Origin of the sequence: Burkholderia metallica (assembly GCF_001718555.1) — a bacterium.
GTDB lineage: Bacteria > Pseudomonadota > Gammaproteobacteria > Burkholderiales > Burkholderiaceae > Burkholderia > Burkholderia metallica.
In genome coordinates this window covers 732,201-753,245 of the sequence record NZ_CP013402.1, presented here as the reverse complement: position 1 = coordinate 753,245, position 21,045 = coordinate 732,201, and the positions used below count along the sequence as shown (strand labels likewise).

Sequence of the window (21,045 nt, the reverse complement as noted above, 5' to 3'; positions counted from 1 at the left end):
TCGTCAATCTGGCTATGCAGGACTGCTTCCATTGCCTGAAAAGTGTATCGCGGTTGAGAAAACATGGAGGATTACCCGGGAAAGCTTAACGGCGACGGCCGGTCGCTTTGACCGTACACGGCATGTCTTTTTTTCTGCAGACAGTCAGCCGTGACTTAATTATCCTTTACATTTTTCTGAAGTATCGGGGAATTCACCCATGAACAGAGACGATAAGCTGGTACAGATCGCGGCCGAATTCGGCTTCAATCCGGACGAGGAAATCAGGATCGGCGGAAAGTACACGCCGGTTCTGGTCGACGGGAACACGGCCTACGTGGCCGGCCAGATTCCGCGGATCGGCGACGTGGTGCATTTCATCGGCGTAGCGGGGGAATCCGTTTCGCTCGATGACGCTCGCCGCGCGGCGGGCGTATCGGCGCTGCGTGCGCTGTCGCTGATCAGAAAGCACCGCGGCACGCTCGACGCGATCGCGTCGGTGCCGCGCATCACCGTGTACGTGCGAAGCGCACCCGGTTTCACGATGCAAAGTGAAGTTGCCGATGGCGCATCCGACGTGCTGTATGCCGTGCTGGGCGACGCCGGCGTTCATACGCGCACGTCGGTCGGCGTCCTGCAATTGCCCAAAGGCGCGTCGGTGGAGGCGGATTTCATTTTCGGGCTGAAGCGGGGCGATGCCGGCGGCTGATTTCCGCGGGCCGCATCTCGCAGGTGTGTAGGTTCACGAAACGATCTTGTCGGCGATGCGTCATTTGCTTGCAATGCCGAAAGCAATTAAAAGACTGCTGCCGAAGGCATTCGAAAACATTGCTCTCCGGAGAGGCAATTCGAATCCTTCAGGCGGCGTTTCCGATAGCCGCGATACGAATGCGCGTCACCGGCAGATGCAAGCAGGCCGCGTAGTCGTGCAATCCGTCCGCACACGATCCCGTGCGCTGCCCATCGAACTGGACGCGAACGTTGTCGCGGTCCGTGCATTCAAAGCAAACAGGTGCGTCAAACCCACACCCGCAATTACCCCGCATGTGGCAACGCGCTACGCCTGCGCGCGCGGCAATTCTTCGCGTTCTGACTGCACGACAGCAGAGCGCCGCCTACGCGCCGTTCAACGAGTCGGTGCGATCGCGCATCGTCGGTAGCCGAATGCCTGCCGCACCGATCCCCGGCCGCCCGCAACGCCGGGAAACCCCGTTTCGCCGATATCGCCCGGTATCCCCACTTTGGGAGATGCCGTTACCCGACAGTCAGCCTACGATTGGCCACAGGGCATCGGGGCCGGAGTCGTCAGACCAAACGAACCGGCCCGCCATTCCAGGTCGAAATCAGCCAATGCCCATGCGGTTGACTGACACGGCTTTTTCGTACGATGGCGACCAGCGTGTGCGGCGAATCGTTTGCATCGCAGCATGATGGCGCGTTGATGACGGAAGGCCTGCTGTCGTATTTCGGGGAATTTCAATCAATATGCTGGCACGAGACTACGTGGAACGAGAGCTTTCTCACATTCAGAGAATGGTGGCTCTCCTGGACAGCGAGACGAACGCTGACGATGTGTCGATGTCGGGCGCGGGGCGTGTGCGGCACCCGCGCTACTGGCGCGGGCGAATCGAAGAAGTGCTGTCGGCGCCCGACGTGCCGCGCCACGTCAGAAAGCTCGGCGAAGCGATGCTCGTGAAGATCGACGCGATGGAATCGCGGTTCGCGACGATGAAGTAAGCGCATCGTCGGAACCGGCGCGGGCACGCGCGCGATCGCGCCGCCGACCGGCCGGCCGGTCGCCATCTCATCGAGCAGGGCCGCGCGGATTTCGTCGATCGACAGCGTGGTGCTGGTCGGATTGTTCGCCATGCGCCGCCGCATCGCATACCCGGTGCGGATGAAAAGCGCGACCTGGCGCGCCGGATTCGATTACGTGGCGAAGCCGAAAAACGTCTGCAAAGAACCCGGAAAAGAAACCTGAAAAGAAGCCAAAAACCCACATTCCGTCTGACGATAACCGTAACAAACGTGGTATTTCGACCAAACGAGAACGAGTGATTCAAACGCGGGCGCCGATTGACTAAGATGCGCTGAAGTCGTTCGACAAAAACGCACGGCGCGGGGTGGCCAGATGCAAATGAACGGGTTGATTCCGTCGGCATGGATCGATGACGTCTACGCGGCGGCGCTCGGCGATCAGCGATGGGAAACGGTGCTCGCCGGGCTGCGATCGTGCGTCGGCGTGCGCATGGTCACGCTGCTGTCGTTCGACGACACGGCGAGGGTGCCGGCGATCGAGCAGGCGGCGGCCGACGACGCGGCGTGGGTCGCCGCATGTCGCCACGCCTACAACACCGAGTTCTATCGATGCGACCCGGTCGTGCCGGTCGCCGGCAACTGGCCGGCGGGGCGCTGGTTCGAGGACGTCAGGCACCTGTCCGCGCACCAGCGCGCGCACAGCGCGTTCTATCAGGAATTCCTCCAACCGTTCGGGATCGGCAGCATCGCCGGCCTGTACATCCATCGCAGCGAGGGCGCCGGCGCGTTCCTCAGCGTCCAGAGCGGCCTCGAATCGCACCGGCTTTCCGACGATCAGCGTCGCGCGATCGAAGGCATGGGCATGCACATCAACCGTGCGCTGCAGATCCAGGCGCGGATCGGCGCGCTCGAAGCGCGCGTGGCGGCTGCCGAATCGGCGCTCGATGCGATTTCCGTGCCGGTGTTTCTGCTCGGTGCGCAGCGCGAGGTGCGCTACACGAATCGCGCGGCCGAGCGACTAATGGCGGCCGAGCCGGCGGTGCGGGTCGTGAACGGGCGATTCTCGCCGGAAGGCTGCGTCGACGATGCGCAATGGCGGCACGCGTACGCGCGCGGCGGCCTGTTGTTGCGGCGTACGACGGGCGAGCCGTTGCCGCTGGCATTGACGCCGGTGCCCGAGCAGTCGCGCGTCAAACGTGAGCGGCCGGGCGTCGAGATGCTGATGACGGCCGCCGACCTGCATTCGCCGTCGGCCCGCGCACAGCGGCTGCGCGTGTTCTACGGGCTGTCGTCGGCCGAGGCCGAGCTCGCCGTGCTGCTGTGCTGCGACGGTCTGTCGCCGCAGGAATGCGCCGCGCTGCGCGGCGTGTCGATCGGCACGATCCGCTCGCAGATCAAATCGATCTACGCGAAGACGGCGGTGGCGCGCGCGGCGCAATTGACGTCGCTGGTCCTGCAAACGTGAACGCGCCGCCCGCACAGGCGCGGCGGGTTTCCCGCGTCGGTGCGGGAAGCCCGCGCGCCTCGGCCGCGCGTTACAGCGCCGGCGCCCACGTCGAACCGAACGGGTTCGACTGGTCGATGCCGGGGAAGTCGACGAACGCCTTGCTGCAGTCGAGTACGCTGGCCGGATCGATCGTCCGGACCGCCGTGCCGTTGACGACGACCCGGTTCGCCGTCGACGGGAACACCGGCAGGTTCACGTTGTGCAGCGTGAGGTTCGCGTCGGACGCGATCGTCGCGATGCCGTCGGGCGTGTCGGCCACCACGTCGCTCAGCGACATCACGAGCGGGAAGGCCGGCTCGCCGTAGCCGCCGGTGTTCGCTTCGAACCCCTGCAGCTTCACGCCGGCCGAGCCTTGGATCACGACGTTCGCGAGCGAGATGTCGTGGAAGTTCGGGTACAGCGGCCCGCTCGCGGGCACGGCCTTCGTGCTGTAGTACGGCGTGAACAGCAGCGCGTTCTTCGCGTCGCGGATGCAGATGTTCGAATAGCGGATGTTGCTCACTTCGCCGCCGCGCGCATAGTCGGACTTGATGCGCAGCCCTTCCTCCGAATCCTGGAACGAATTGTCGTACACCTGAACGTTCGTCACGCCGCCGTTGGTCTCGCTGCCGATCGAGATGCCGTGCCCCCAGTAGATGTGGTTGTGTGCGATCGCGATCCCCCATTTGCGATCGCTGCGCACGTCGCGATTGCCGTCGATGCCGAACAGCCCCGAACCGGCGGGCGCCGGATTGTTGCTGCCCTTCAGCGCGATGTCGTCGTCGCCGGTGCTCACGTAGTTGTACGCGAACACGAAGTTCTTCAGGTAGCCGTCGAACGAGATCGCGGCGGCGGACGTCGTCGCGCTGCCGGTCGACAGCGCCGCCGCAATCGGCTTCGACGCGGAGCCCGGGTCGAACGCATCGGTGTTCTTCACGTTGTCCGCGTTGAAGGTCTGCCCGTTGTACAGCGGATTGCCGTTGCCGGCCGGGTTCGCGAATGCGGCGAGCGTCGGCGTCTGCACCTTCACGTTCCAGATCGTCAGCCCGTCGACGCCGCTCGGCACCACGTGGAAATTCGGGCTGTTGTTCAGCGTGATGCGGTACAGCGTGAGGTTCTTCGCGTAGTTGAACACCATCAGCCGGAAATTCGACTGCGAGCCGAAGCCGGTCGTGCCGTTCTGCACCATGTTGCCGAGATACGCGAGATCCCACCACGTCATGTTGCGCACCGTCGATTTCGAATCGACGACGGTGCCGCCGTCGTCGCATGCGGTGCCGTCGGGCGCCACCGTGCCGGCCTTGTAGGCCGCGTACGTGTTCGAGCAGGTCAGGTCGACCTTCATCAGCGGGTATTTCGCATCGGACGTGACGAGCTCCGCGTAGCCGCGCCCGTCGATGCGGCCGTCGCCGACCACCGCCGCGTTCACGAGGTTCGTGCCGGTGATCAGTGCGGCGCAGTTCGACGAGCTGCCGGCCTTCGTCGCGCTGACGGCCGTATTGCCGCAGTACGGGCCCGCGACGTTCGGCGAATACGCCTTCACGTCGCGCGACGCATACAGCGTGACGCCCTTGTCGATCCACAGCGTGACGCCGGACGGCAGCGTCAGCGGCCCGCTGATGAAGCCGTTGCCCGGGCCCCCATGGTTGACGACGAGGCGCACCGCGAACTTGCTCGCGCGGTACTTCGGCTTGGCCAGCTCCTCGCCGGACGCGCCGGCGACGTTCGCGTTCGGCACGGCCGCCGCCTTCTGCGCGGCGGTGGCCGCGGCGTCCGCCGCCGCGATCGTCGCGCCGACCTCGGCATCCACCGCCGCGCCGCACGCGTCGAGCGCGGCCTGGATGCGTGCCTGGTCGGGGTTGGCCGTCGCGGCCGACACGGCCTTGCCGACGCCGGCCGTCGACGGGTCGGCCTCCGGCGGCAGCGAGCCGTCGGGGCGGCTCACGAGCGTATTGGCGGCCTCGAGCGTGCTGCACACCTCCGTGTCGGCGGGCAGCGCGGGTTCGGCCGGCAGGCTCGCGTCGACGGTGGTGGTCCCGACCTGGAACACGTTGGTCGCGGGCGGCGCGGTGGGCGCGCCGCCGCCGGCGCTGCCGGTGCTGCTCGAATCGTCACCGCCGCACGCGGTGAGTGCCGCGGCCGTCGCGAGCAGCGCGGCGAGCAGGCCGAGCGCGCGCGGGCGCCGGTTCGGCCGGGAAAAGGGAAACGTCGTCACGGAGATCTCCTGATAAGGCATCGGTCGAACGCGATGCCGGTTGGGGTATCGGGCAGTCGGACGGCACGGGCCGTCGCGCGGGGCGAGCGCGCGGCCGGGGCGGGCCGCCGGCAAGGCTGGCGTGGAACGGAGCGGGCACGGCCGCCGTCGCGGGTGGTCGGGGCGGGGTGGGGCGCCGCAGGCGCGAATCGCGTCGCGCACGATGCGCGGCCGGCGTGTGCTCGTGGCATCACGGCGGCAGGGCTGCGCTGAGGTCAGTCATCCTATAACAAAGGCTGAACGAAGCGAAAGCAGCCATTCATGTGTCGGTAAACCGCCACGAAAGTGCCCGATTCGAATCCAGACCCGTTTCCGGAAAACGTTTCGCTGAAAGTCGCGTAAACAGAGAACGGGATTCCCCGATCCACGCCACAGACCCGTTATGGAGGCGGTTATAGGGGTATGCACCAAGTGAGTTAAACGATTAACCGACGTACATTCGCTCAACACGTCATACGACGTATGACTCAGCGGTTCGGGAACGCGTATCGACGACGCCCACGCGGGCCGACGGATCGCCGCACAACAACGATCGACCATCAAGGAGACTCACCATGAAGCACCGATTCACCGGCTCCCGTACCGCCCTGGCCGTCGCACTGATGGCCGGTTTCGCGATGTCCGCGCAGGCGCGCGTGTTCCGTTCGGCGGACGTGCATGGCGACAATTTTCCGACCAACATGGCCGTGAAGTTCATGGGCGACGAACTGTCGAAGCAGACGGGCGGCAAGGATTCGATCAAGGTGTTCGGCAACAGCGCGCTCGGCTCCGAGAAGGACACGGTCGACCAGGTGCGGATCGGCGCGATCGACATGGCGCGCGTGAACGGCGCGTCGTTCAACGAGATCGTGCCCGAATCGCTGATCCCGTCGTTCCCGTTCCTGTTCCGCGACGTCGACCATTTCCGCAAGGCGATGTACGGTCCGGCCGGCCAGAAGATCCTCGATGCGTTCACCGCGAAGGGGATGATCGCGCTGACGTTCTACGAGAGCGGCGCGCGCTCGATCTACGCGAAGCGCCCGGTGCGCTCGCCGGCCGACATGAAGGGGCTGAAGGTGCGCGTGCAGCCGTCGGACCTGATGGTCGACGAGATCAAGGCGATGGGCGGCACGCCGACGCCGATGCCGTTCGCCGAGGTGTACACGGGCCTGAAGACGGGCCTCGTCGATGCGGCGGAGAACAACATGCCGTCGTACGAGGAAACTAAGCACTACGAAGTGGCGCCCGATTACTCGGAGACGCAGCACGCGATGACGCCGGAAGTGCTGGTGTTCTCGAAGAAGGTCTGGGACACGCTGTCGCCGCAGGAGCAGGCGGCCATCCGGAAGGCGGCGGCCGATTCGGTACCGTACTACCAGAAGCTGTGGACCGCGCGCGAGGCGTCCGCGCAGCAGATGGTGACGAAGGGCGGCGCGAAGATCCTGCCGGCCGCGCAGATCGACCGCGCGGCGTTCGTGAAGGCGATGCAGCCGCTGTGGACGAAATATGAAAAGACGCCGCAGATGAAGCAGATCGTCGACGAGATCGAGGCCACCAAGTGACGCGTCGCACTTCCCTGAACAGCGCGGCCGCCGCGGGGGCGGCTGCCGCCCCGGACGGCGCCGCGCCGCACCGGCCGCATGCGGCGCCGCTGCTGCGCTGCGTGAACGACGTGCTGTTTCGCGTGCTGGCCGTGATCGCGTCGGCGTGCCTCGCGGTGCTGACGGTGCTGGTGTTCTACGCGGTCGTGATGCGCTACGTGTTCGAGAACGCGCCGGATTTCGTCGAGCCGATCGCGCTGCTGCTGGTGATCGTGATCGCGATGTTCGGTGCCGCGATGAAGGTGCGCGACGGCGGCCATATCGGCCTCGATTCGCTCGTGCGCCGGCTGTCGCCGAAGGCGCGCACCGTGGTGATCGCGATCCAGCACCTGTGCCTGATCGCGTTCGCGATCATGATCATGGCGGGCTGCGGCAGCATGGCCGCCGAGACGATGGGCGACCGCATTCCGATCATCGGGCTGCCCGAAGGCGTGCGCTACCTGATCGCGATACCGGCGGCGATCGCCATCATTCTTTTCTCGCTCGAGCACCTGCTCGCGCTTCGTCGTTCTTCGCCGGGGCAATAACGCCATGGAACTCGCGATCCTGTCCGTCAGTTTTCTGATTTTCCTCGTGCTCGGGGTACCCGTGTCGTTCGCGCTCGGGATTGCCTGCGTGCTCACCTACATGGTCGAAGGCCTGCCGATCGCCACCGCGATGCAGGCGATGATCTCGGGGATGAATGCGTTCTCGTTCCTCGCGGTGCCGTTCTTCATCTTCTCCGGCGAACTGATGCTGCACGGCGGCATCGCGGACCGGATCCTGCGCTTCGCGCAGGCGACCGTCGGCCATTTCCGCGGCGGCCTCGGGATGGCGAACGTCGTCGCCTGCACGCTGTTCGGCGGCGTGTCGGGCTCGCCGACCGCCGATACGTCGGCGATGGGCGGCGTGGTGATTCCGCTGATGAAGCGCGAAGGCTACAGCGCCGCGTACGCGGTCAACGTGACGACGCATGCGTCGCTCGCCGGCGCGCTGATGCCGACGTCGACCAACATGATCATCTACGCGTTCGCCGCGCAGGGCATCACCGGGATGCTGCATGGGCAGCCGGTGAGCGGCGTGTCGATCGGCGACCTGCTGTTCTCGGGGCTGCTGCCGGTGTTGTGGGTGATGGGCTTCGTGCTCGCCGCCGCGTACTGGCAGGCCGTGCGTCACGGCTATCCGCGCCGTGAAGACGGCTCGTCCGCGCTGCCCGCGTTCCCGGGCTGGTATGCGGTGCTGCGCAGCTTCGTCGGCGCGGTGCCCGGCCTGATGGTGATCGCGATCATCCTCGTGTGCGTCGCGAAGGGGATTGCGACCGCGACCGAAGCCGCCGCGATCGCCGTCGTGTACTCGCTCGTGCTGACAGCAGTGGTCTACCGCACGCTGACGGCCCAGAAGCTGCGCCGTGCGCTGTCGCACGCGGCGCGTACGACGGGCGTCGTGCTGCTGCTGATCGCGGTGTCCAACATGCTGCGCTTCCAGATGTCGTACCTGGAGATTCCGGATGCGATCGAAGGGCTGCTGAAGCAGTCGACCGCCGCGCCGTGGCTGATGCTGCTGTACATCAACATCATCCAGGTGTTCCTCGGCACGTTCGTCGACATGGCCGCGCACATCCTGATCACGACGCCGCTGTTCCTGCCGATCGCGATGGCGTGCGGCGTCGGGCCGGTGCAGTTCGGGATCATGCTGCTGCTGAACTGCTCGCTCGGCCTCGTGCATCCGCCGATCGGCTCGGTGCAGTTCGTCGGCTGCGCGATCGGCAACGTGTCGATCGGCGAGACCACGAAGATGGCGTGGCCGTACTACCTCGCGATCTTCAGCGCGATCAACATCGTCACGTATATGCCGTTCTTCTCGACGTGGCTGCCGAGCCTGATCAGCGGGCACGCGGTGTTCTGATTCGCCGAAACGCGCGGCTCGCCCGACGCGGCGCCTGACGACCGAGGTTGTCAGGCGCCGCGGTCGTTTTCGCGGGGCGGGTTCGATTCACGGCAACGTACCTGAGCGCTCAATCCTGCCGCGTATCGGGCTCGCCGTTGCCGCCGGCCGACCGGTCGTCGCGCCAATCGGCCAGTTCGCGCCACAGCGCCGGGCGCGCGTGATCGCGCGGCGGCAGCCGGATCACGTATGCCACACCGCCCACGTTGATCACGACGCCCGAGTCGGGCAGCGTGGCCGGAATGCCGGCGAACGGCGGGTCGTTCTCCGGTTCGTCGGCCGTACCCGGGCCGGGCGGGTGTCGAAGCATCATGCGAGTTCTCCAGGGCGCCGTGCAGCGGCGCGTCAATAGCGGACACGCCCGATCAGCCCGAGCGGATCGACGGCGTGCTGGACGGCGGCGGCGACCTGCCGCTGGGCGGCCGGCACGTGCTTGCGGTAGTACGCGACGTTGACCGGCCCGACGCCGTGCTCCGCGCTGAAGCAGCCGCCGGCGCGCACGACGCGCTCGTACAGCGCGCCGCGCAGCGCCACCTGCTGCAGCGGCCCGTAGCGTGGTGCGCTGGCGTGCGGGATCGACACGACGAGATGGCAACCGCCGTCGCCGAAATGCCCGAACGCGTAGCAGCGCAGCGACGGATGCGCGGACGCGATCCACTGCTCGGCGTCGGCGACGAACGCGGCGAGCGCGCCGCGCGCAAACGACACGTCGAACGACAGCGGCGTGCCGTCCTGCGCGACCGCGGCCGGCAGCGCGTCGCGGATGCGCCAGAACCGTTCGGCCGGCGCGCAGGCCGCGTCGAGCACCACGCGTTCGCCGGCCAGCGCGTCGAGCGTCGCGATCATGCGTTCTTCGAGCAGCGCATCGAGCCCCGGCAGGCCGGTCGCGATTTCGACGAGCGCATGGCACGCGCCGGCATCGGCGTCGAACGGAACGCGCACCGCCGGATACGCGGCCGCGACGCAGCCGACGGCCGCGGCCGACATGAACTCGAACGCCGACAGCATCTCGCCGAACGCGCGCTCGAACGCGAGCAGGCCGGCGAGCGCCGCGTCGTACGACACAAACGCGACGAACGCGGCGCACGACGAGCGTTCGAGCGGCGCGAGCGCGAACGACACGGCCGTCACGAGCCCGTTCGCGCCGTTCGCGCCGATGAAGCATTGCGTGACGTCGAAGCCTGCGTTGCGCTTGCGCAGCGGCGCGAGCGCGTCGATCACGGTGCCGGCCGCGTCGGCGAGCACGACTTCGACGCCAAGCACGTTGCGGCGCACGTCGCCGTACTTGATCAGGCGGCTGCCGCCCGCGTTCGCGCCGACGAGGCCGCCGGCCGCCGGATCGCTGCCGAGGTCGATCGGCAGGCAGAGACCGGCTTCGGCCGCCACGCGGTTGATGTCGGACAGCCGTGCGCCGGCGTCGACCGTGATGCTGCGATTGGCCGCGTCGAACGCACGCACCGCGCGCATCCGGTCGAACGACACCACGCATTGCGTGCCGCTGCGGTCGGGCACGGCGGCGCCGACGAGCCCGGTGCGCGCGCCCTGCGCGACGAGCGCGATGCGATGCGCGACGGCGACCCGCGCGAGCGCGCTCGTCTCGGCGGTCGACGCCGGCCGCGCAATGCCGAGCGCGATGCCGCCGTGATGCGCGACGTCGGCCACGTACGGCGCGCAGGACTCGCACGATTCGTCCGATTGGCCCGAAGCACCGTCGAGCCAGCCGTCGCCGAGCGTCGCGGCGAGCGCGTGCCGTTGCGCGGCGCGCTCGGGCTGGGCGCTCATCGTCAGTGGGCCTGCACGAGCTGCTTGCGCAGCCGGCCGCGCACGACGACCAGCGCGATCAGCGGCACGACGCCGCCCCACAGCGGGCTGTGGCGCATCGCGATCGACACCGCGAGCGCGACGACGGTGACGGCGAGCAGCACGATCGACAGCGACCGCGCGCGCGCGTGATCGACGAACGTGCCGTCGACGAAGCCGCCTGCCGACCACGCGGTATGCACGATGCCGACGACCAGCACGCAGACGAGCATCGCGGCCGGCCCGAGTTCCTCGCCCCACAAACGGCTACCGGCGGGCGATACCAGCGCGAGCACCGCGCCGATCACGAGGAACAGGTCGACGCCGATCGCGATGCTGTTGCGATCCGCGCGGCGGACCAGCCATGCGCCGTGCACGAGCGCGAGCACACCGCCGATCAGGAACGCATGCGTCCAGCGCACGTCCGGCTGTTCGGGGCCGAGGCGGCCGTAGAACAGGAACACGATCGCCGGCAGGAAGTTGCTCGCGTGCAGCAGGTAGTCGGTTATGGGATTGCTGGACTTCATCGGGGATTTCTCCTTCGTCGAAACATCGAAACGTCGAAACATCGAAGCGGCGGCCGGCGCGTCACGCGTCGTGCCAGCGGAACAGCCGCGCGGCGGCGAACAGGAACAGCGCGGTGCTCGCGGTCATGCCGAGCAGTTGCGGCGCGAGCTGCGCGTACGGGGCGCCGTCGACCAGCGCGCCGCGCAGCGCGACCGCGAACTGGTTGGTCGGCAGGAACGCGAGGACGGCCTTCAGCCAGGCCGGCGCGTCGTGCATCGGGATCGTCAGGTCGCTGAAGAACAGCAGCGGGTAGTAGGTGACGTTGCACGCGAGTTCGGCGGCGGCGAGCGATTTCGTGCGGCTCGCGAGCAGCACGCCGATGCTGAGCACCATCGCCGCGCCGAGCAGCACGATCGGCAGCGCGCGCAGCCCGTCGGGCGTCGCGATCGGCAGCGCGATGCCGAACGCGACGCGCGCGACGGTCAGCAGCACGAGCGCCGACAGCGCCATCATCGCCATCCGCGCGACGATCAGCGCGGCGAGGAACACGCCGCGCGAGACCGGGAAGCACACGTACAGCTTGAACGTATTGCGCTCGCGCAGCGACGCGATCGCGGTGGTAGTCGAGTTGAGGCCGATCGCCATGAACGCCATCACGAGAATGCCGGTCGCGAAGAACGCGCCATAGTCGAACGGGCGGCGCGCGGGCGCCGCGTTCTCGAAGCGCGCCTGCGCGGCGGGCAGCCCGAGCCGCTGCGCGGCGCAGCGCGCGAGTGCGATCTCGACGACGCGCGACGCGGCCTTCACGGCCAGCGAGCCGTTGAAGTCGTAACGGATCGTCGCGGGCGTGCGCTCGTCGGCGCCGAGCACGACGGTCACGCGATCGGCGGCCGCGCCGCGGCCGTCGAAGGTCGCTTTCACCGTGTCGCTGTGCGTGAGGCTCGCGACGATCTGCGCTTCGCATGCGCGGCTGTACGGCGTGGCGCCGCCGGGCACGTCGAACGCGACGTCCGCGGTGCCGAGCGACCCCGACCCGCCGAACGCGAACAGCATCACGCTCAGCAGGAACACCGGGAACACGAGCGTCCAGAACAGCGACGAGCGGCTGCGCAGATAGCCGAGCAGCTCGTTGCGCACGAGGATCAGGAACACCTTAGTCATGAATGGGGCCCTCGGTACAGATGCGCAGCAGGTCGCCCGGCGTGCTCGGCGCGAGCGCGAGATGCTGGATGCCCCGTTCGCCGACGATGCGGTGCACGTTCGGATGCAGCGTCGCGTCGCCGAACACCTCGACGACGTGCGTGGGCGACACGCGCACGCCGGTCACGCCCGGCAGCGCCGCGAGCCGCTTGCGTAGCGCGCGCGCGTCGGCTTCGTCGCGGCAATGCAGGACCGCGCGCGCGTCGCCGACGAGTTCGGCGCGCAGCGCGTCCCGGTCGCCCTGGTAGCGCACGCCGCCGTCGCGCACCCACACCAGATCGTCGACGACGGCCAGCTCTTCCTCCGCATGGCAGATCATCGCGATGCTCGTGCCGCGCGCGCGGTGGCGCAGCAGGTCGATCACGACGCCCGCATAGCGGCGGTCGAGGCCGGTGAACGGCTCGTCGAGCACGGCCAGTTCGGGCCGGTGCGCGAGCGCGACGTAGAGATCCACGCGCTGGCGCTGCCCCTTCGACAGCGCGCGGCACGGCTTGTCGAGCAGCTCGGCAATGCCGAGCGCATCGGTGACCGCGGCATCCGCGTGCACGTACATCGCGCGGTGCAGCGCGACGATTTCCGACACGCGCAGATGATCGGGATACTCGACCTTCTGCAACTGCGCGCCGAGGCGCCGCAGCGAGCGCGTATCGCGCATGAAGCGCGCGGCCGGCTCGTCGAGCACGCGCACGTCGGTGCCGCCGCGCCGGAAGCCGAGCAGCGTTTCGAGCAGCGTGGTCTTGCCGGAGCCGTTCGGCCCGACGATCGCGGTGACGGCGCCGAGCCGGAACCGCACGTGGCGTGCGGAAAAGCGGAAATCGCCGGCCGCGACGTCGATCGCGCGGGCACCCAGCGCCGCGCCCGGCGCGTGCGCATCGGGCAGCGGCGGCGCGGCCGTGCGCAGCGGCCGGTCGAATGCGGTGTGCGGGCCGAACAGCGCGCGCACGGAGGCGAGGAACGAATCGCTCATCGTCGGCTTCCTGTCAGTCGAACAGCATGACCTGCGTGTCGCGCGCGCCCCGGTACGGGTTGCGGCCGTGCGCGACCAGCATGTTGTCGACGACGAGCACGTCGCCGGCCTGCCACGGGAACGCCAGCTCCTCGTCGTCGAACGCGTCGTAGATCGGGGCGAGATCGTCGAACGGCATCGGCGAGCCGTCGCCGTAGCGGATCTCGTACGGGAATGCGGCGCGCGCGCCGTACATGCGCTGCAGGTAGCGGAAGCTCAGTTCGCCCATCGAGCGCGGGTTCGGGTGCTGCGCGCTCGCCTGGTTGAACCATACGGTTTCGCCGGTGCGCGGATGCACGCGCAGCGCGCTGCCCACGTGCGACACGGTCACGCTGCCGTCGTCGAGCCAGCGGCAGCCGACGCCGCGCTCCGCGCACAGCCGCTCGACCTCGTCGCGCTCGCGCGTGCCGAACGCGTCGTCCCACGGTCGGTGGTATTCGGCGAACGGCAGGTTCGGGTTCGCGGCGAGGCCGTCCGCGCGATCGCCGGGCGCCGCGAAATTGCGCAGGTACATCACGCCGCGCTCGGCGAACCGTTCGCGCAGCGCGGCCGGCACGCGCGCGGTCACGCGCCGCATGTCGCAGATCGGCGTCTCGCCGCCCGCGTCGGCCGGCTGCCGGCAGTAGAACGCGACGAGGCGCGGGAACGCGGGCATGTAGGCCATCTCCTGGTGCAGCCCGATCTTGAACGGCGGCGGCATGCGGGTCGACTCGTACACCTGGCCGTCGATCTGCCTGCGCGGCGCCGCACCTGCCGTATAGCCGTTCGCGTGCGCCGGATACAGCGCGCCGAGGCGGCCGAACGCGGCGGTGTCGGGCACCGCGAAGCCGCGCCACAGCAGCGCGCCGCACGCGTCGAGCAGCGTGTCGATCGTGTCGAGCCGCGAGCGGTACCACGCGACGAACATCTCCGGCGACGTCGCGAGTTCGGCGCTGCGCGGCGTCACGCACAACGGCAGCGTCGCGCCGGGCGCGACCGCCGCGCAGTGCACGTCGTCGGCGCCGAGCCGTGCGGCGGCATGCGCGGCGAGGAAGGCGAGGTCGGTCATCGCTCAGGCCAGCGCCGGTTTCTTCAGCAGGATCTCGAAGCCGAGCGCACCGAGCCCCGCGCTCGGGCTGTAGATCGACGCGACGTCGGCGAGACCGGCTTCGGCGACGAGCGCGTGCGCTTCGTCAAGCGTGATCTTCTCCTCGACGTGGGTCGGCGGATAGTCGGCGGCGGCGCGCATCTCGGTGAAGCGGTCGAGCAGGTGCTGCGGCGCGTCGCGGCGCATGTCGTGCACGAGCGCGATGCCGCCCGGCTCCAGTACGCGATACATCTCGGTGAGGCTCAGCGCCTTGTCGGGCAGATGGTGCAGCGTCGCGCGGCCGACGGCCATCGTCAGCGTGCCGTCGTCGAACGGCAGCGCGAGCGCGTCGCCCACGCGCATCTCGATCGTGTCGTCGAGACCGAGGTCGTGGATGCGCGGGCGGCCTTCGTCGAGCATCGCCGGATCGAGATCGATGCCGACGTAGCGCCAGCCGCGCATCGCCGGATCGGTCGCGAGCCGCACCGGCACGACGCCGGTGGCCGTGCCGATGTCGGCGATCGTGCCGGGCGTCATCGCGCGCGCGAGCTGGCGGATGCGGCTGATGAACAGCAGGTCCCACGGTTCGAGCGTTTCGGTGGCGAAGCGATCGTAGTCGTTCGCCGGGCGCAGGTTCTTGAGCAGCATGACGTTCCTTTGGCTGAGTGCGGAGGGAGAAGGGTTCACAACCAGCCGACCGGCACGGCGGCCAGCAGCCGTCGCGCGGTCGCGCTGTTGACGCCGAAAGCCGGGCGGCGCCGGCGCTCGACCGCATGCGCGGCCATCGCCGCGATGCGCGCGCCGAGTCCGACGCCGACACCCCACGACGGCGCGGCGACACCGAGTTCGAGCAGCGTCGCGGCGGTCAGGAAATCGATGTTCGGCCGCAACGCGCGGCGCGCGTCGGCCTGCGCGCAGCACGCGTCGAACAGCGTCACGTACGCGCCGTCGAAGCCGCATGCGGCGAACCGGCCGCGCATGTGCGGCGGCCGCGGGTCGGCGACGAACAGCGGATGGCCGAAGCCGTACAGCGTGCGTTTCGCGTCGAGCGTCGCATCGATCGCCGCGCGCCCGGCCGCGTCGAGCGCGGCGGCCGGTGCATCGGTGCCGCCGGGGATCGCGCGCACGAGCGCGGCGAGCCACTGCATCGCTTCGAGCGCCGCGCCGACGTGCGACGGTCCGCTCGCGAGGAAACCGGACGCGATCGCCTGCATGAGCGTCACGCCGGTGCCGATCGCGACGCGCGGCGCGAGCACGGTCGGCGTGATGTAGCCGAAGCCGGCGTGCCACGCGACGAGCAGCATGTCCATCGCCGCCTGCGCCGGTGCGTCGGTGCGCGTCGCGCCGGTCAGCACGAGCATGCGACGGGCTTGCGTCGCGGCGCCGTCGAGCGACGCGCCGGCCGCATCGTCGCGCGCGGCGAACGGGCGGCCTTCGATCGCCGCATGCAGCAGGAACGGCGCGGCGGCCGCGCACAGCAGCATCGTGTCGAGATCGGCGTCGTCCGGCGCGGCATCGCCGCACTCACGCGCGGTCACGTCGTCGAAGCCGCGCAGCAGGCCGGACGCGGCCGCGAACACCGGCGCGACGCCGGCCGCGCCGAGATCTGCTGCGAAGGACTGCGCGGCCGAGCCGGGCGCCAGCGCATCGGCGAACGTCGCGAGCCGCGCGCCGATCGCCGCTTCGTGCGTGCGATGCGCGGCGCTGCCCGGCGCGACGTCGAACCACAGATGCGCGAGTGCGCCTTCGAACGTCGTCGCGCCGATCAGCGCGTTCAGGTCGAGATCGCGCACGCGCAGCGCTTCGGGTTCGAGCGTCGCGCCGTCGATGTCGGTGCCGCGGTGGCGGGTGGCGGGGCGGCCGAGCAGGTTGCGCGGTGCGTCGCCGGACGACGCGGACGGGGCGTTCGGCGCGGGCGTGACGGCGTTGCCGGAATCGAGTGTCGTGTCCATGTCATTCCGCCTGCGCGAGTTCTTCGCTGCTGACGCTGATCGCCGCCTGCGCCATCGCGGCGATCACGGCCGCGTGCTGGTCGACGACGGGCAGCACGTTCGCGAAGTAGTAGCGCGCGCTTTTCAGCTTGCCGCGATAGAACGCGAGTTCGGCAGGCGTGTCGGCCGTTTCCGGCGCGTCGAGCCGGCGCGCGGCGATCGTCGCCGATTCGAGCAGCACCCACGCCGACGTGACGACGCCGAACATCTCGAGAAAGCGCGTGTAGAACTGGCTGCTGCGGTGCGTGTGGCCGTCCTGCACGTCGCGCGCGATGTCGTCGAGCGCGGCGGCGATGCGGTCGGCGCCCGCGCGCAGCGCGTCGAACAGCGGGCGCAGTTCCGCGTGCGTGCCCGCGTGATGCTGGCGTGCGAGAAACACGTCGAGCTCGTCGCGGTAGTACTGGATCAGCCGCGAATGGCGGCCGAAGCCGAGCTTGTCGCGCACGAGGTCCTGCGCCTGGATGTAGTTCGTGCCTTCCCAGATCGACAGGATCTTCACGTCGCGCGCGTTCTGCTCGACGGGGCTCGCGTCGGTATAGCCGAGCCCGCCGTGCACCTGGATCGCGGTTTCGCAGATCCGCCATGCCTGGTCGGAGATGAACGCCTTGCAGATCGGCGTCAGCAGCAACTGGAGCTTGCGATGGCGCTCGATCTCGGCCGGGTCGGCATCGGGCGTCGCTTCGAGCATCGCCGCGCGCGTCGCGGTCGCCGCGAGCTTGCCGAGCAGGCCGCGGCAGCCGTCGACACGGCTTTTCATGTCGACCAGCATGCGCTGCACGTCCGCGTGCTCGACGATCGCGACGCGTGCGGCGTTGGTGTTCGATGCGCGCTCGATAGGCCGGCCCTGCAGCCGGCGCCCCGCGTATTCGACTGCGTGCAGGTACGCGCTCGACGCGACGCCGACGCCGAACATGCCCGTGCTCATCCGCGCCTGGTTCATCAGCGGCATCAGCTGCAGCAGGCCGACGTTGCGCCGGCCGCCGAGCAGCCAGCCTCGGGTCGTGCCGTTCGCGCCGAACACGAGATGCGTGTTCGCGCAGCCCTTGAGCCCCATCTTGCGCGGCAGGCCGATGCAGTCGACGTGGTTCGGCTGCAGTTCGCCCGTCTCCTCGTCCGGCCAGAAGCGCGGCACGACGAGGCACGACAGCGAGAACGAGTCGGGCGACGCGGTGTCGATGCGGCCGAGCACGAAGTACAGCGTGTTTTCGGTCAGTTCATGCATGCCGGCGGAGATGTAGACCTTCTCGCCGTCGATCGCGTAGACGTCGCGTTCGAGCGGCGTCGCGCGCAGCGCGACCGCGGTGAGGTCGGTGCCGGCCTGCGGTTCGGTCGCGCAGAAGCATGCGTCCCAGCGGTACGCCTCGAGCGGCGCGATCAACGCCTTCTGGTGCGGCGTGCCGTGCATCTGCAGCAGCTTGATCGCGGGGCGCGTGAAGCCGCCGTACGTCATGAACGACGGGTTCGCGCCCATGAACATCTCGTAGATCATCTGCGTGACGATCGGCGGCAGCCCGTGCGCGGTGCCGAACAGCGTGTTCGACCATTCGTCGCGAAAGCGCGCCCACAGCGCGTGGAAATGCGACGGAATGCGCACCTGGCCGTCGTCGAGCAGCGTGCAGCCCTCGACGTCCGCCTGCTGATAGCTGCGGCCGAGGTCGAGCGCGAAGTCGCGCGCGCGTTCGAGCAGCGCGTCGATCGATGCGCGGTCGTGCGTGCCGTACGGGCCGGATTCGGTCAGGAAGCGCCGGTCGGCTTCGAACAGTTCCCACAGAAAGAAGCGCAGTTCGCGCAGGCTCACCTTGTAGGCGCTCATCACGCGTCTCCTTCGATATCGAGCGCGGCGTCGAGGCCGCCGGCGAGGTCGACGACGGCCGCCGCCGCCGCGCCGTGCAGCGCCGCATCCCACACGAGCACCGTGCGGCGTTCGCCTTCGTCGAGCGCGCCGGCGAGCCGGATCAGCGCGGCCGCCGATTCGGCCGACGACAGGTGGCCCGCGGCTTCATGCTGGATGCGCGCGGCGACCGGGATCGACGCGGCATCGGCCACGCGCGCGGCGAAGCCGGGATCGAAGCCGGGCGGCACGCACCAGTCGATCTGGTTCGCGCGCAGGTTCGCGTGGTCGAGCGCGCGGCGGATCGCCCGTGCGGCGACCGGCGCGAGCGTGTCGCGCAGCGTGACCGGCGCGTCGGCCCACGGATCGGCGATCGACGGCCCGAATTCGACCGCGACGGATCGCACGCCGCCCCAGTCGGCCGGCTCGGGCGTCGGGCCCGCACGCGACACGAGCAGCGCGGCGGCCGCGTCGCCGTAGCCGACCAGATCGCCGAACTGGCGGAAGAACGGGTAGAGCCACTTGTCGCTGAGGATCACGAGCGCCTGGTCGCCTTCGTCGAGCAGCCCGTCGAGCAGCATCAACGCGGAATACCAGCCGAGCGTGCCGTTCTGGCCGAGCGCGAACGGCGTCACGCGCTGCAGCCCGAGTTCGTACTGCATGCGCCCGACGACCGAATCGCCGATGCCTTCGTTGAGCGCGCAGCTCGCGACGATCACGTGGGTCGTGCGGGCCAGTTGCGCGGAGCCGAGCTGGTCGCGCAGGTCGAGCGCCGCGTCGGCGGCGAGGTCGGCGAGGCTGCGCCCGGGCGGCGCGACGCGCAGCGTGGGCCGGCCGCCCGGCGCGAGGCGCGTGCCCTCGTCGGGCGTCAGCGCGCCCATGCCGCGCGGCCGCGCGAAGCGGGCCTGCGGCAGCAGCAGGTGCCGGTAGCCGGGATGGCGTTCCTGCGCCTGGATCGCGCTGAACACGACCGAAGGCGGCAGCACCACGACGCCGCCCGACAGCGCGAGCGTGCCGGGCGCGGCGACGCGGCGCGTGCCGAGGCAGGTTTCATCGAGCGTCGACAAGGTCATGCGGCGGTCTCCTCGTTCGTGTGCGCGAACGCGTCGCGGTACTGGTTTTTCAGCGCGGGGCGGTCGATCTTGCCGTTCGGGTTGCGCGGCAACGCGGGCAGCGATTCGACGACGAGCGGGTTCATGTAGGTGGGCAACGCGTCGCGGCACGCGCGCGCGATGTCGGCGCGGCATGCGTCGGCGTCGAGCGTCGACACGACGCATGCGGCGATCGCCTCGCCGAGCGACGCGTGCGGCACGCCGAACACCGCGGCCTCGCGGATGTGGGGCAGCGCGAACAGCACGTCCTCGACCTCGGTCGGGCTCACGCGATAGCCGGACGTCTTGATCATGTCGTCGCCGCGCGCGACGAAGTACAGGTAGCCGTCCGCGTCGCGGCGCACGATGTCGCCGGACCACACCGCGACGTCGGCGCGCGGAATCTCGCCGTGCCGGCGCGGCAGCGCGCGAAAGCGCTGCGCGGTCAGCTCGGGCCGGTTCCAGTAGCCGAGCGTGACGAACGCGCCGCGATGCACGAGTTCGCCGGGTTCGTCGGCCGCGCATTCGCTGCCGTCCGCGCGCAGCACGAGGATTTCGGCGTTCGGCACGGCCTTGCCGATCGATGTTGGCCGCAGGGCGGCGTCGGCCGGCGGCAGGTACGTCGAGCGGAACGCTTCGGTCAGTCCGTACATCAGGTACGGCGCGGCGTTCGTGAACAGCGCCTGCAGCCGGTGCAGCAGCGGGGTCGCGAGATGGCCGCCCGTGTTCGCGAAGCGGCGGATCCGCGTGCGGGCGGTATCGCTCCAGCCGGTGGACGCGAGCTGCATCCACAACGGCGGCACGCCGGTGATCGACGTCACGCCGAATGCGTCGCAATGGCGCGGCACCTCGGCCGGCTGCAGGAAATCGAGCGGCGCGTAGCACGCGCCGACGGCCAGCGCGGTCGTGAGCTGGCTCAGGCCCGCGTCGAAACTGAGCGGCAGTACGCCGAGCACGACGTCGTCGTCGGCCAGCGCCTGGTAAGCGGCGACGCTGAACGCGCCCGACACCAGGTTGCGATGCGACACGACCACGCCTTTCGGCTTGCCGGTCGAGCCGGACGTGTAGAGCAGCGCGGCGGGATCGTCGTCGACCGGCCGGCCGGCGGCGAACGATGTCGAAGTGTCGGTGCCGGACGCGCCAATCGCGTCGGCCAGCTCCTCGATCAGCATCGCGCGTTCACCGACGAGCGCGGCGAGCGCCGGCAAGCGCTTGATCCGCTGCGCGCCCGTGATGAACAGCGCCGCGCCGCTGTCGGTGACGATGTGTTCGATCTGCGCTTCCTTCAACTGCGGATTGACCGGCACGAAGATCGCGCCGAGCGCGTTGGCCGCGAGCATCGCGACCACGGTTTCGACGCGCTTCGGCGCATAGATCGCGACGCGCTCGCCGGGCTGCACGCCGCGCAACGCGAGCGAGGCGGCCGCGCGGCGGACTGCGCGCGCGAGCTGTTCGTAGGTCATCGTGCCGCCGCCGTCGGCATACGCGGGATGCTGCGGCCAACGCTGCGCGCCGTGTTCGAGCAGGTCGGCGACGCTGATCAGGGCGTTCATGATCGGCTCCTCTGTTGGAT

General features: G+C 69.3%; 19 protein-coding genes. 7 read left to right on the top strand and 12 right to left on the bottom strand.

Annotated elements, in window-relative coordinates; all coding sequences use genetic code 11:
- Positions 1-199: 199 nt before the first annotated feature.
- The 4 genes from WJ16_RS19205 (at position 200) to WJ16_RS19195 (ending at position 3,202) form a co-directional block, all read left to right on the top strand.
- Positions 200-688, top strand: a complete 489-nt coding sequence (locus tag WJ16_RS19205; protein ID WP_069258630.1) for a RidA family protein — start codon at positions 200-202, stop codon at positions 686-688.
- A gap of 776 nt (positions 689-1,464) precedes the next feature.
- Complete coding sequence (locus tag WJ16_RS35845) at positions 1,465-1,716, top strand: hypothetical protein (protein ID WP_069258629.1); 252 nt, start codon at positions 1,465-1,467, stop codon at positions 1,714-1,716.
- A gap of 106 nt (positions 1,717-1,822) precedes the next feature.
- Positions 1,823-1,960, top strand: a complete 138-nt coding sequence (locus tag WJ16_RS35840) for a hypothetical protein (RefSeq protein ID WP_167375387.1) — start codon at positions 1,823-1,825, stop codon at positions 1,958-1,960.
- 156 nt (positions 1,961-2,116) lie between these two features.
- Positions 2,117-3,202: a helix-turn-helix transcriptional regulator gene (locus WJ16_RS19195; protein ID WP_236858251.1), complete on the top strand. Its 1,086-nt coding sequence runs from the start codon at positions 2,117-2,119 to the stop codon at positions 3,200-3,202.
- Between the two features lie 70 nt (positions 3,203-3,272).
- Here WJ16_RS19195 and WJ16_RS19190 read toward each other — a convergent pair whose 3' ends face one another.
- Positions 3,273-5,438: a glycoside hydrolase family 28 protein gene (locus WJ16_RS19190; protein ID WP_069258813.1), complete on the bottom strand. Its 2,166-nt coding sequence runs from the start codon at positions 5,436-5,438 to the stop codon at positions 3,273-3,275.
- A 593-nt stretch (positions 5,439-6,031) separates the two neighbouring features.
- Between WJ16_RS19190 and WJ16_RS19185 the strand changes: the two genes are divergently transcribed.
- Genes WJ16_RS19185 through WJ16_RS19175 form a run of 3 tightly spaced genes read left to right on the top strand, consistent with a single transcriptional unit; the run spans position 6,032 to position 8,941 of the window.
- Positions 6,032-7,018 (top strand): TRAP transporter substrate-binding protein, encoded by a 987-nt coding sequence (locus WJ16_RS19185; RefSeq protein ID WP_069258627.1) that lies wholly within the window; start codon positions 6,032-6,034, stop codon positions 7,016-7,018.
- A complete protein-coding gene (locus WJ16_RS19180; protein ID WP_069258626.1) occupies positions 7,015-7,584 on the top strand; it encodes a TRAP transporter small permease in 570 nt (189 codons plus the stop codon). Before WJ16_RS19185 ends, WJ16_RS19180 begins: the two co-directional genes overlap by 4 nt.
- Before the next feature lie 4 nt (positions 7,585-7,588).
- Positions 7,589-8,941: a TRAP transporter large permease gene (locus WJ16_RS19175; RefSeq protein ID WP_069258625.1), complete on the top strand. Its 1,353-nt coding sequence runs from the start codon at positions 7,589-7,591 to the stop codon at positions 8,939-8,941.
- A gap of 109 nt (positions 8,942-9,050) precedes the next feature.
- Here the strand turns inward: WJ16_RS19175 and WJ16_RS19170 are convergent, their stop codons facing one another.
- From WJ16_RS19170 to WJ16_RS19120, 11 genes are all read right to left on the bottom strand, one after another.
- Positions 9,051-9,293, bottom strand: coding sequence for a hypothetical protein (locus WJ16_RS19170; RefSeq protein WP_069258624.1), 243 nt, complete (start codon positions 9,291-9,293; stop codon positions 9,051-9,053).
- 32 nt (positions 9,294-9,325) lie between these two features.
- Positions 9,326-10,762 (bottom strand): FAD-binding oxidoreductase, encoded by a 1,437-nt coding sequence (locus tag WJ16_RS19165; RefSeq protein ID WP_069258623.1) that lies wholly within the window; start codon positions 10,760-10,762, stop codon positions 9,326-9,328.
- Positions 10,763-10,764: 2 nt separating this feature from the next.
- Positions 10,765-11,307, bottom strand: coding sequence for a permease (locus tag WJ16_RS19160; RefSeq protein ID WP_069258622.1), 543 nt, complete (start codon positions 11,305-11,307; stop codon positions 10,765-10,767).
- Positions 11,308-11,368: 61 nt separating this feature from the next.
- Positions 11,369-12,448 (bottom strand): ABC transporter permease, encoded by a 1,080-nt coding sequence (locus tag WJ16_RS19155; protein ID WP_069258621.1) that lies wholly within the window; start codon positions 12,446-12,448, stop codon positions 11,369-11,371.
- Positions 12,441-13,454, bottom strand: a complete 1,014-nt coding sequence (locus WJ16_RS19150; protein WP_069258620.1) for an ATP-binding cassette domain-containing protein — start codon at positions 13,452-13,454, stop codon at positions 12,441-12,443. Before WJ16_RS19150 ends, WJ16_RS19155 begins: the two co-directional genes overlap by 8 nt.
- 13 nt (positions 13,455-13,467) lie before the next feature.
- On the bottom strand, positions 13,468-14,541 hold the full coding sequence (locus WJ16_RS19145) for a TauD/TfdA family dioxygenase (protein ID WP_069258619.1): 1,074 nt from the start codon (positions 14,539-14,541) through the stop codon (positions 13,468-13,470).
- A 3-nt stretch (positions 14,542-14,544) separates the two neighbouring features.
- Complete coding sequence (locus WJ16_RS19140; RefSeq protein WP_069258618.1) at positions 14,545-15,207, bottom strand: class I SAM-dependent methyltransferase; 663 nt, start codon at positions 15,205-15,207, stop codon at positions 14,545-14,547.
- A gap of 35 nt (positions 15,208-15,242) precedes the next feature.
- Positions 15,243-16,511 carry a citrate/2-methylcitrate synthase gene (locus tag WJ16_RS19135; protein WP_069258617.1) on the bottom strand — a complete coding sequence of 423 codons (1,269 nt, stop codon included), beginning with the start codon at positions 16,509-16,511 and terminating at the stop codon, positions 15,243-15,245.
- 1 nt (position 16,512) lies between these two features.
- A complete protein-coding gene (locus tag WJ16_RS19130; protein ID WP_069258616.1) occupies positions 16,513-18,363 on the bottom strand; it encodes an acyl-CoA dehydrogenase in 1,851 nt (616 codons plus the stop codon).
- A complete protein-coding gene (locus WJ16_RS19125; RefSeq protein WP_069258615.1) occupies positions 18,363-19,454 on the bottom strand; it encodes a hypothetical protein in 1,092 nt (363 codons plus the stop codon). Before WJ16_RS19125 ends, WJ16_RS19130 begins: the two co-directional genes overlap by 1 nt.
- Complete coding sequence (locus tag WJ16_RS19120) at positions 19,451-21,025, bottom strand: acyl-CoA ligase (AMP-forming), exosortase A system-associated (RefSeq protein WP_069258614.1); 1,575 nt, start codon at positions 21,023-21,025, stop codon at positions 19,451-19,453. The genes WJ16_RS19125 and WJ16_RS19120 overlap by 4 nt, the downstream gene beginning before the upstream one ends.
- Positions 21,026-21,045 lie beyond the last annotated feature (20 nt).

What these genes read in the sequence shown, in the direction of transcription:
- WJ16_RS19205 (WP_069258630.1), top strand. Translation starts at nt 200, where the DNA reads ATGAACAGAGACGATAAGCTGGTACAGATCGCGGCCGAATTCGGCTTC.
- WJ16_RS35845 (WP_069258629.1), top strand. Translation starts at nt 1,465, where the DNA reads ATGCTGGCACGAGACTACGTGGAACGAGAGCTTTCTCACATTCAGAGA.
- WJ16_RS19195 (WP_236858251.1), top strand. Translation starts at nt 2,117, where the DNA reads ATGAACGGGTTGATTCCGTCGGCATGGATCGATGACGTCTACGCGGCG.
- WJ16_RS19185 (WP_069258627.1), top strand. Translation starts at nt 6,032, where the DNA reads ATGAAGCACCGATTCACCGGCTCCCGTACCGCCCTGGCCGTCGCACTG.
- WJ16_RS19175 (WP_069258625.1), top strand. Translation starts at nt 7,589, where the DNA reads ATGGAACTCGCGATCCTGTCCGTCAGTTTTCTGATTTTCCTCGTGCTC.
- WJ16_RS19170 (WP_069258624.1), bottom strand. Translation starts at nt 9,293, where the DNA reads ATGATGCTTCGACACCCGCCCGGCCCGGGTACGGCCGACGAACCGGAG.
- WJ16_RS19165 (WP_069258623.1), bottom strand. Translation starts at nt 10,762, where the DNA reads ATGAGCGCCCAGCCCGAGCGCGCCGCGCAACGGCACGCGCTCGCCGCG.
- WJ16_RS19160 (WP_069258622.1), bottom strand. Translation starts at nt 11,307, where the DNA reads ATGAAGTCCAGCAATCCCATAACCGACTACCTGCTGCACGCGAGCAAC.
- WJ16_RS19155 (WP_069258621.1), bottom strand. Translation starts at nt 12,448, where the DNA reads ATGACTAAGGTGTTCCTGATCCTCGTGCGCAACGAGCTGCTCGGCTAT.
- WJ16_RS19150 (WP_069258620.1), bottom strand. Translation starts at nt 13,454, where the DNA reads ATGAGCGATTCGTTCCTCGCCTCCGTGCGCGCGCTGTTCGGCCCGCAC.
- WJ16_RS19145 (WP_069258619.1), bottom strand. Translation starts at nt 14,541, where the DNA reads ATGACCGACCTCGCCTTCCTCGCCGCGCATGCCGCCGCACGGCTCGGC.
- WJ16_RS19140 (WP_069258618.1), bottom strand. Translation starts at nt 15,207, where the DNA reads ATGCTGCTCAAGAACCTGCGCCCGGCGAACGACTACGATCGCTTCGCC.
- WJ16_RS19135 (WP_069258617.1), bottom strand. Translation starts at nt 16,511, where the DNA reads ATGGACACGACACTCGATTCCGGCAACGCCGTCACGCCCGCGCCGAAC.
- WJ16_RS19130 (WP_069258616.1), bottom strand. Translation starts at nt 18,363, where the DNA reads ATGAGCGCCTACAAGGTGAGCCTGCGCGAACTGCGCTTCTTTCTGTGG.
- WJ16_RS19125 (WP_069258615.1), bottom strand. Translation starts at nt 19,454, where the DNA reads ATGACCTTGTCGACGCTCGATGAAACCTGCCTCGGCACGCGCCGCGTC.
- WJ16_RS19120 (WP_069258614.1), bottom strand. Translation starts at nt 21,025, where the DNA reads ATGAACGCCCTGATCAGCGTCGCCGACCTGCTCGAACACGGCGCGCAG.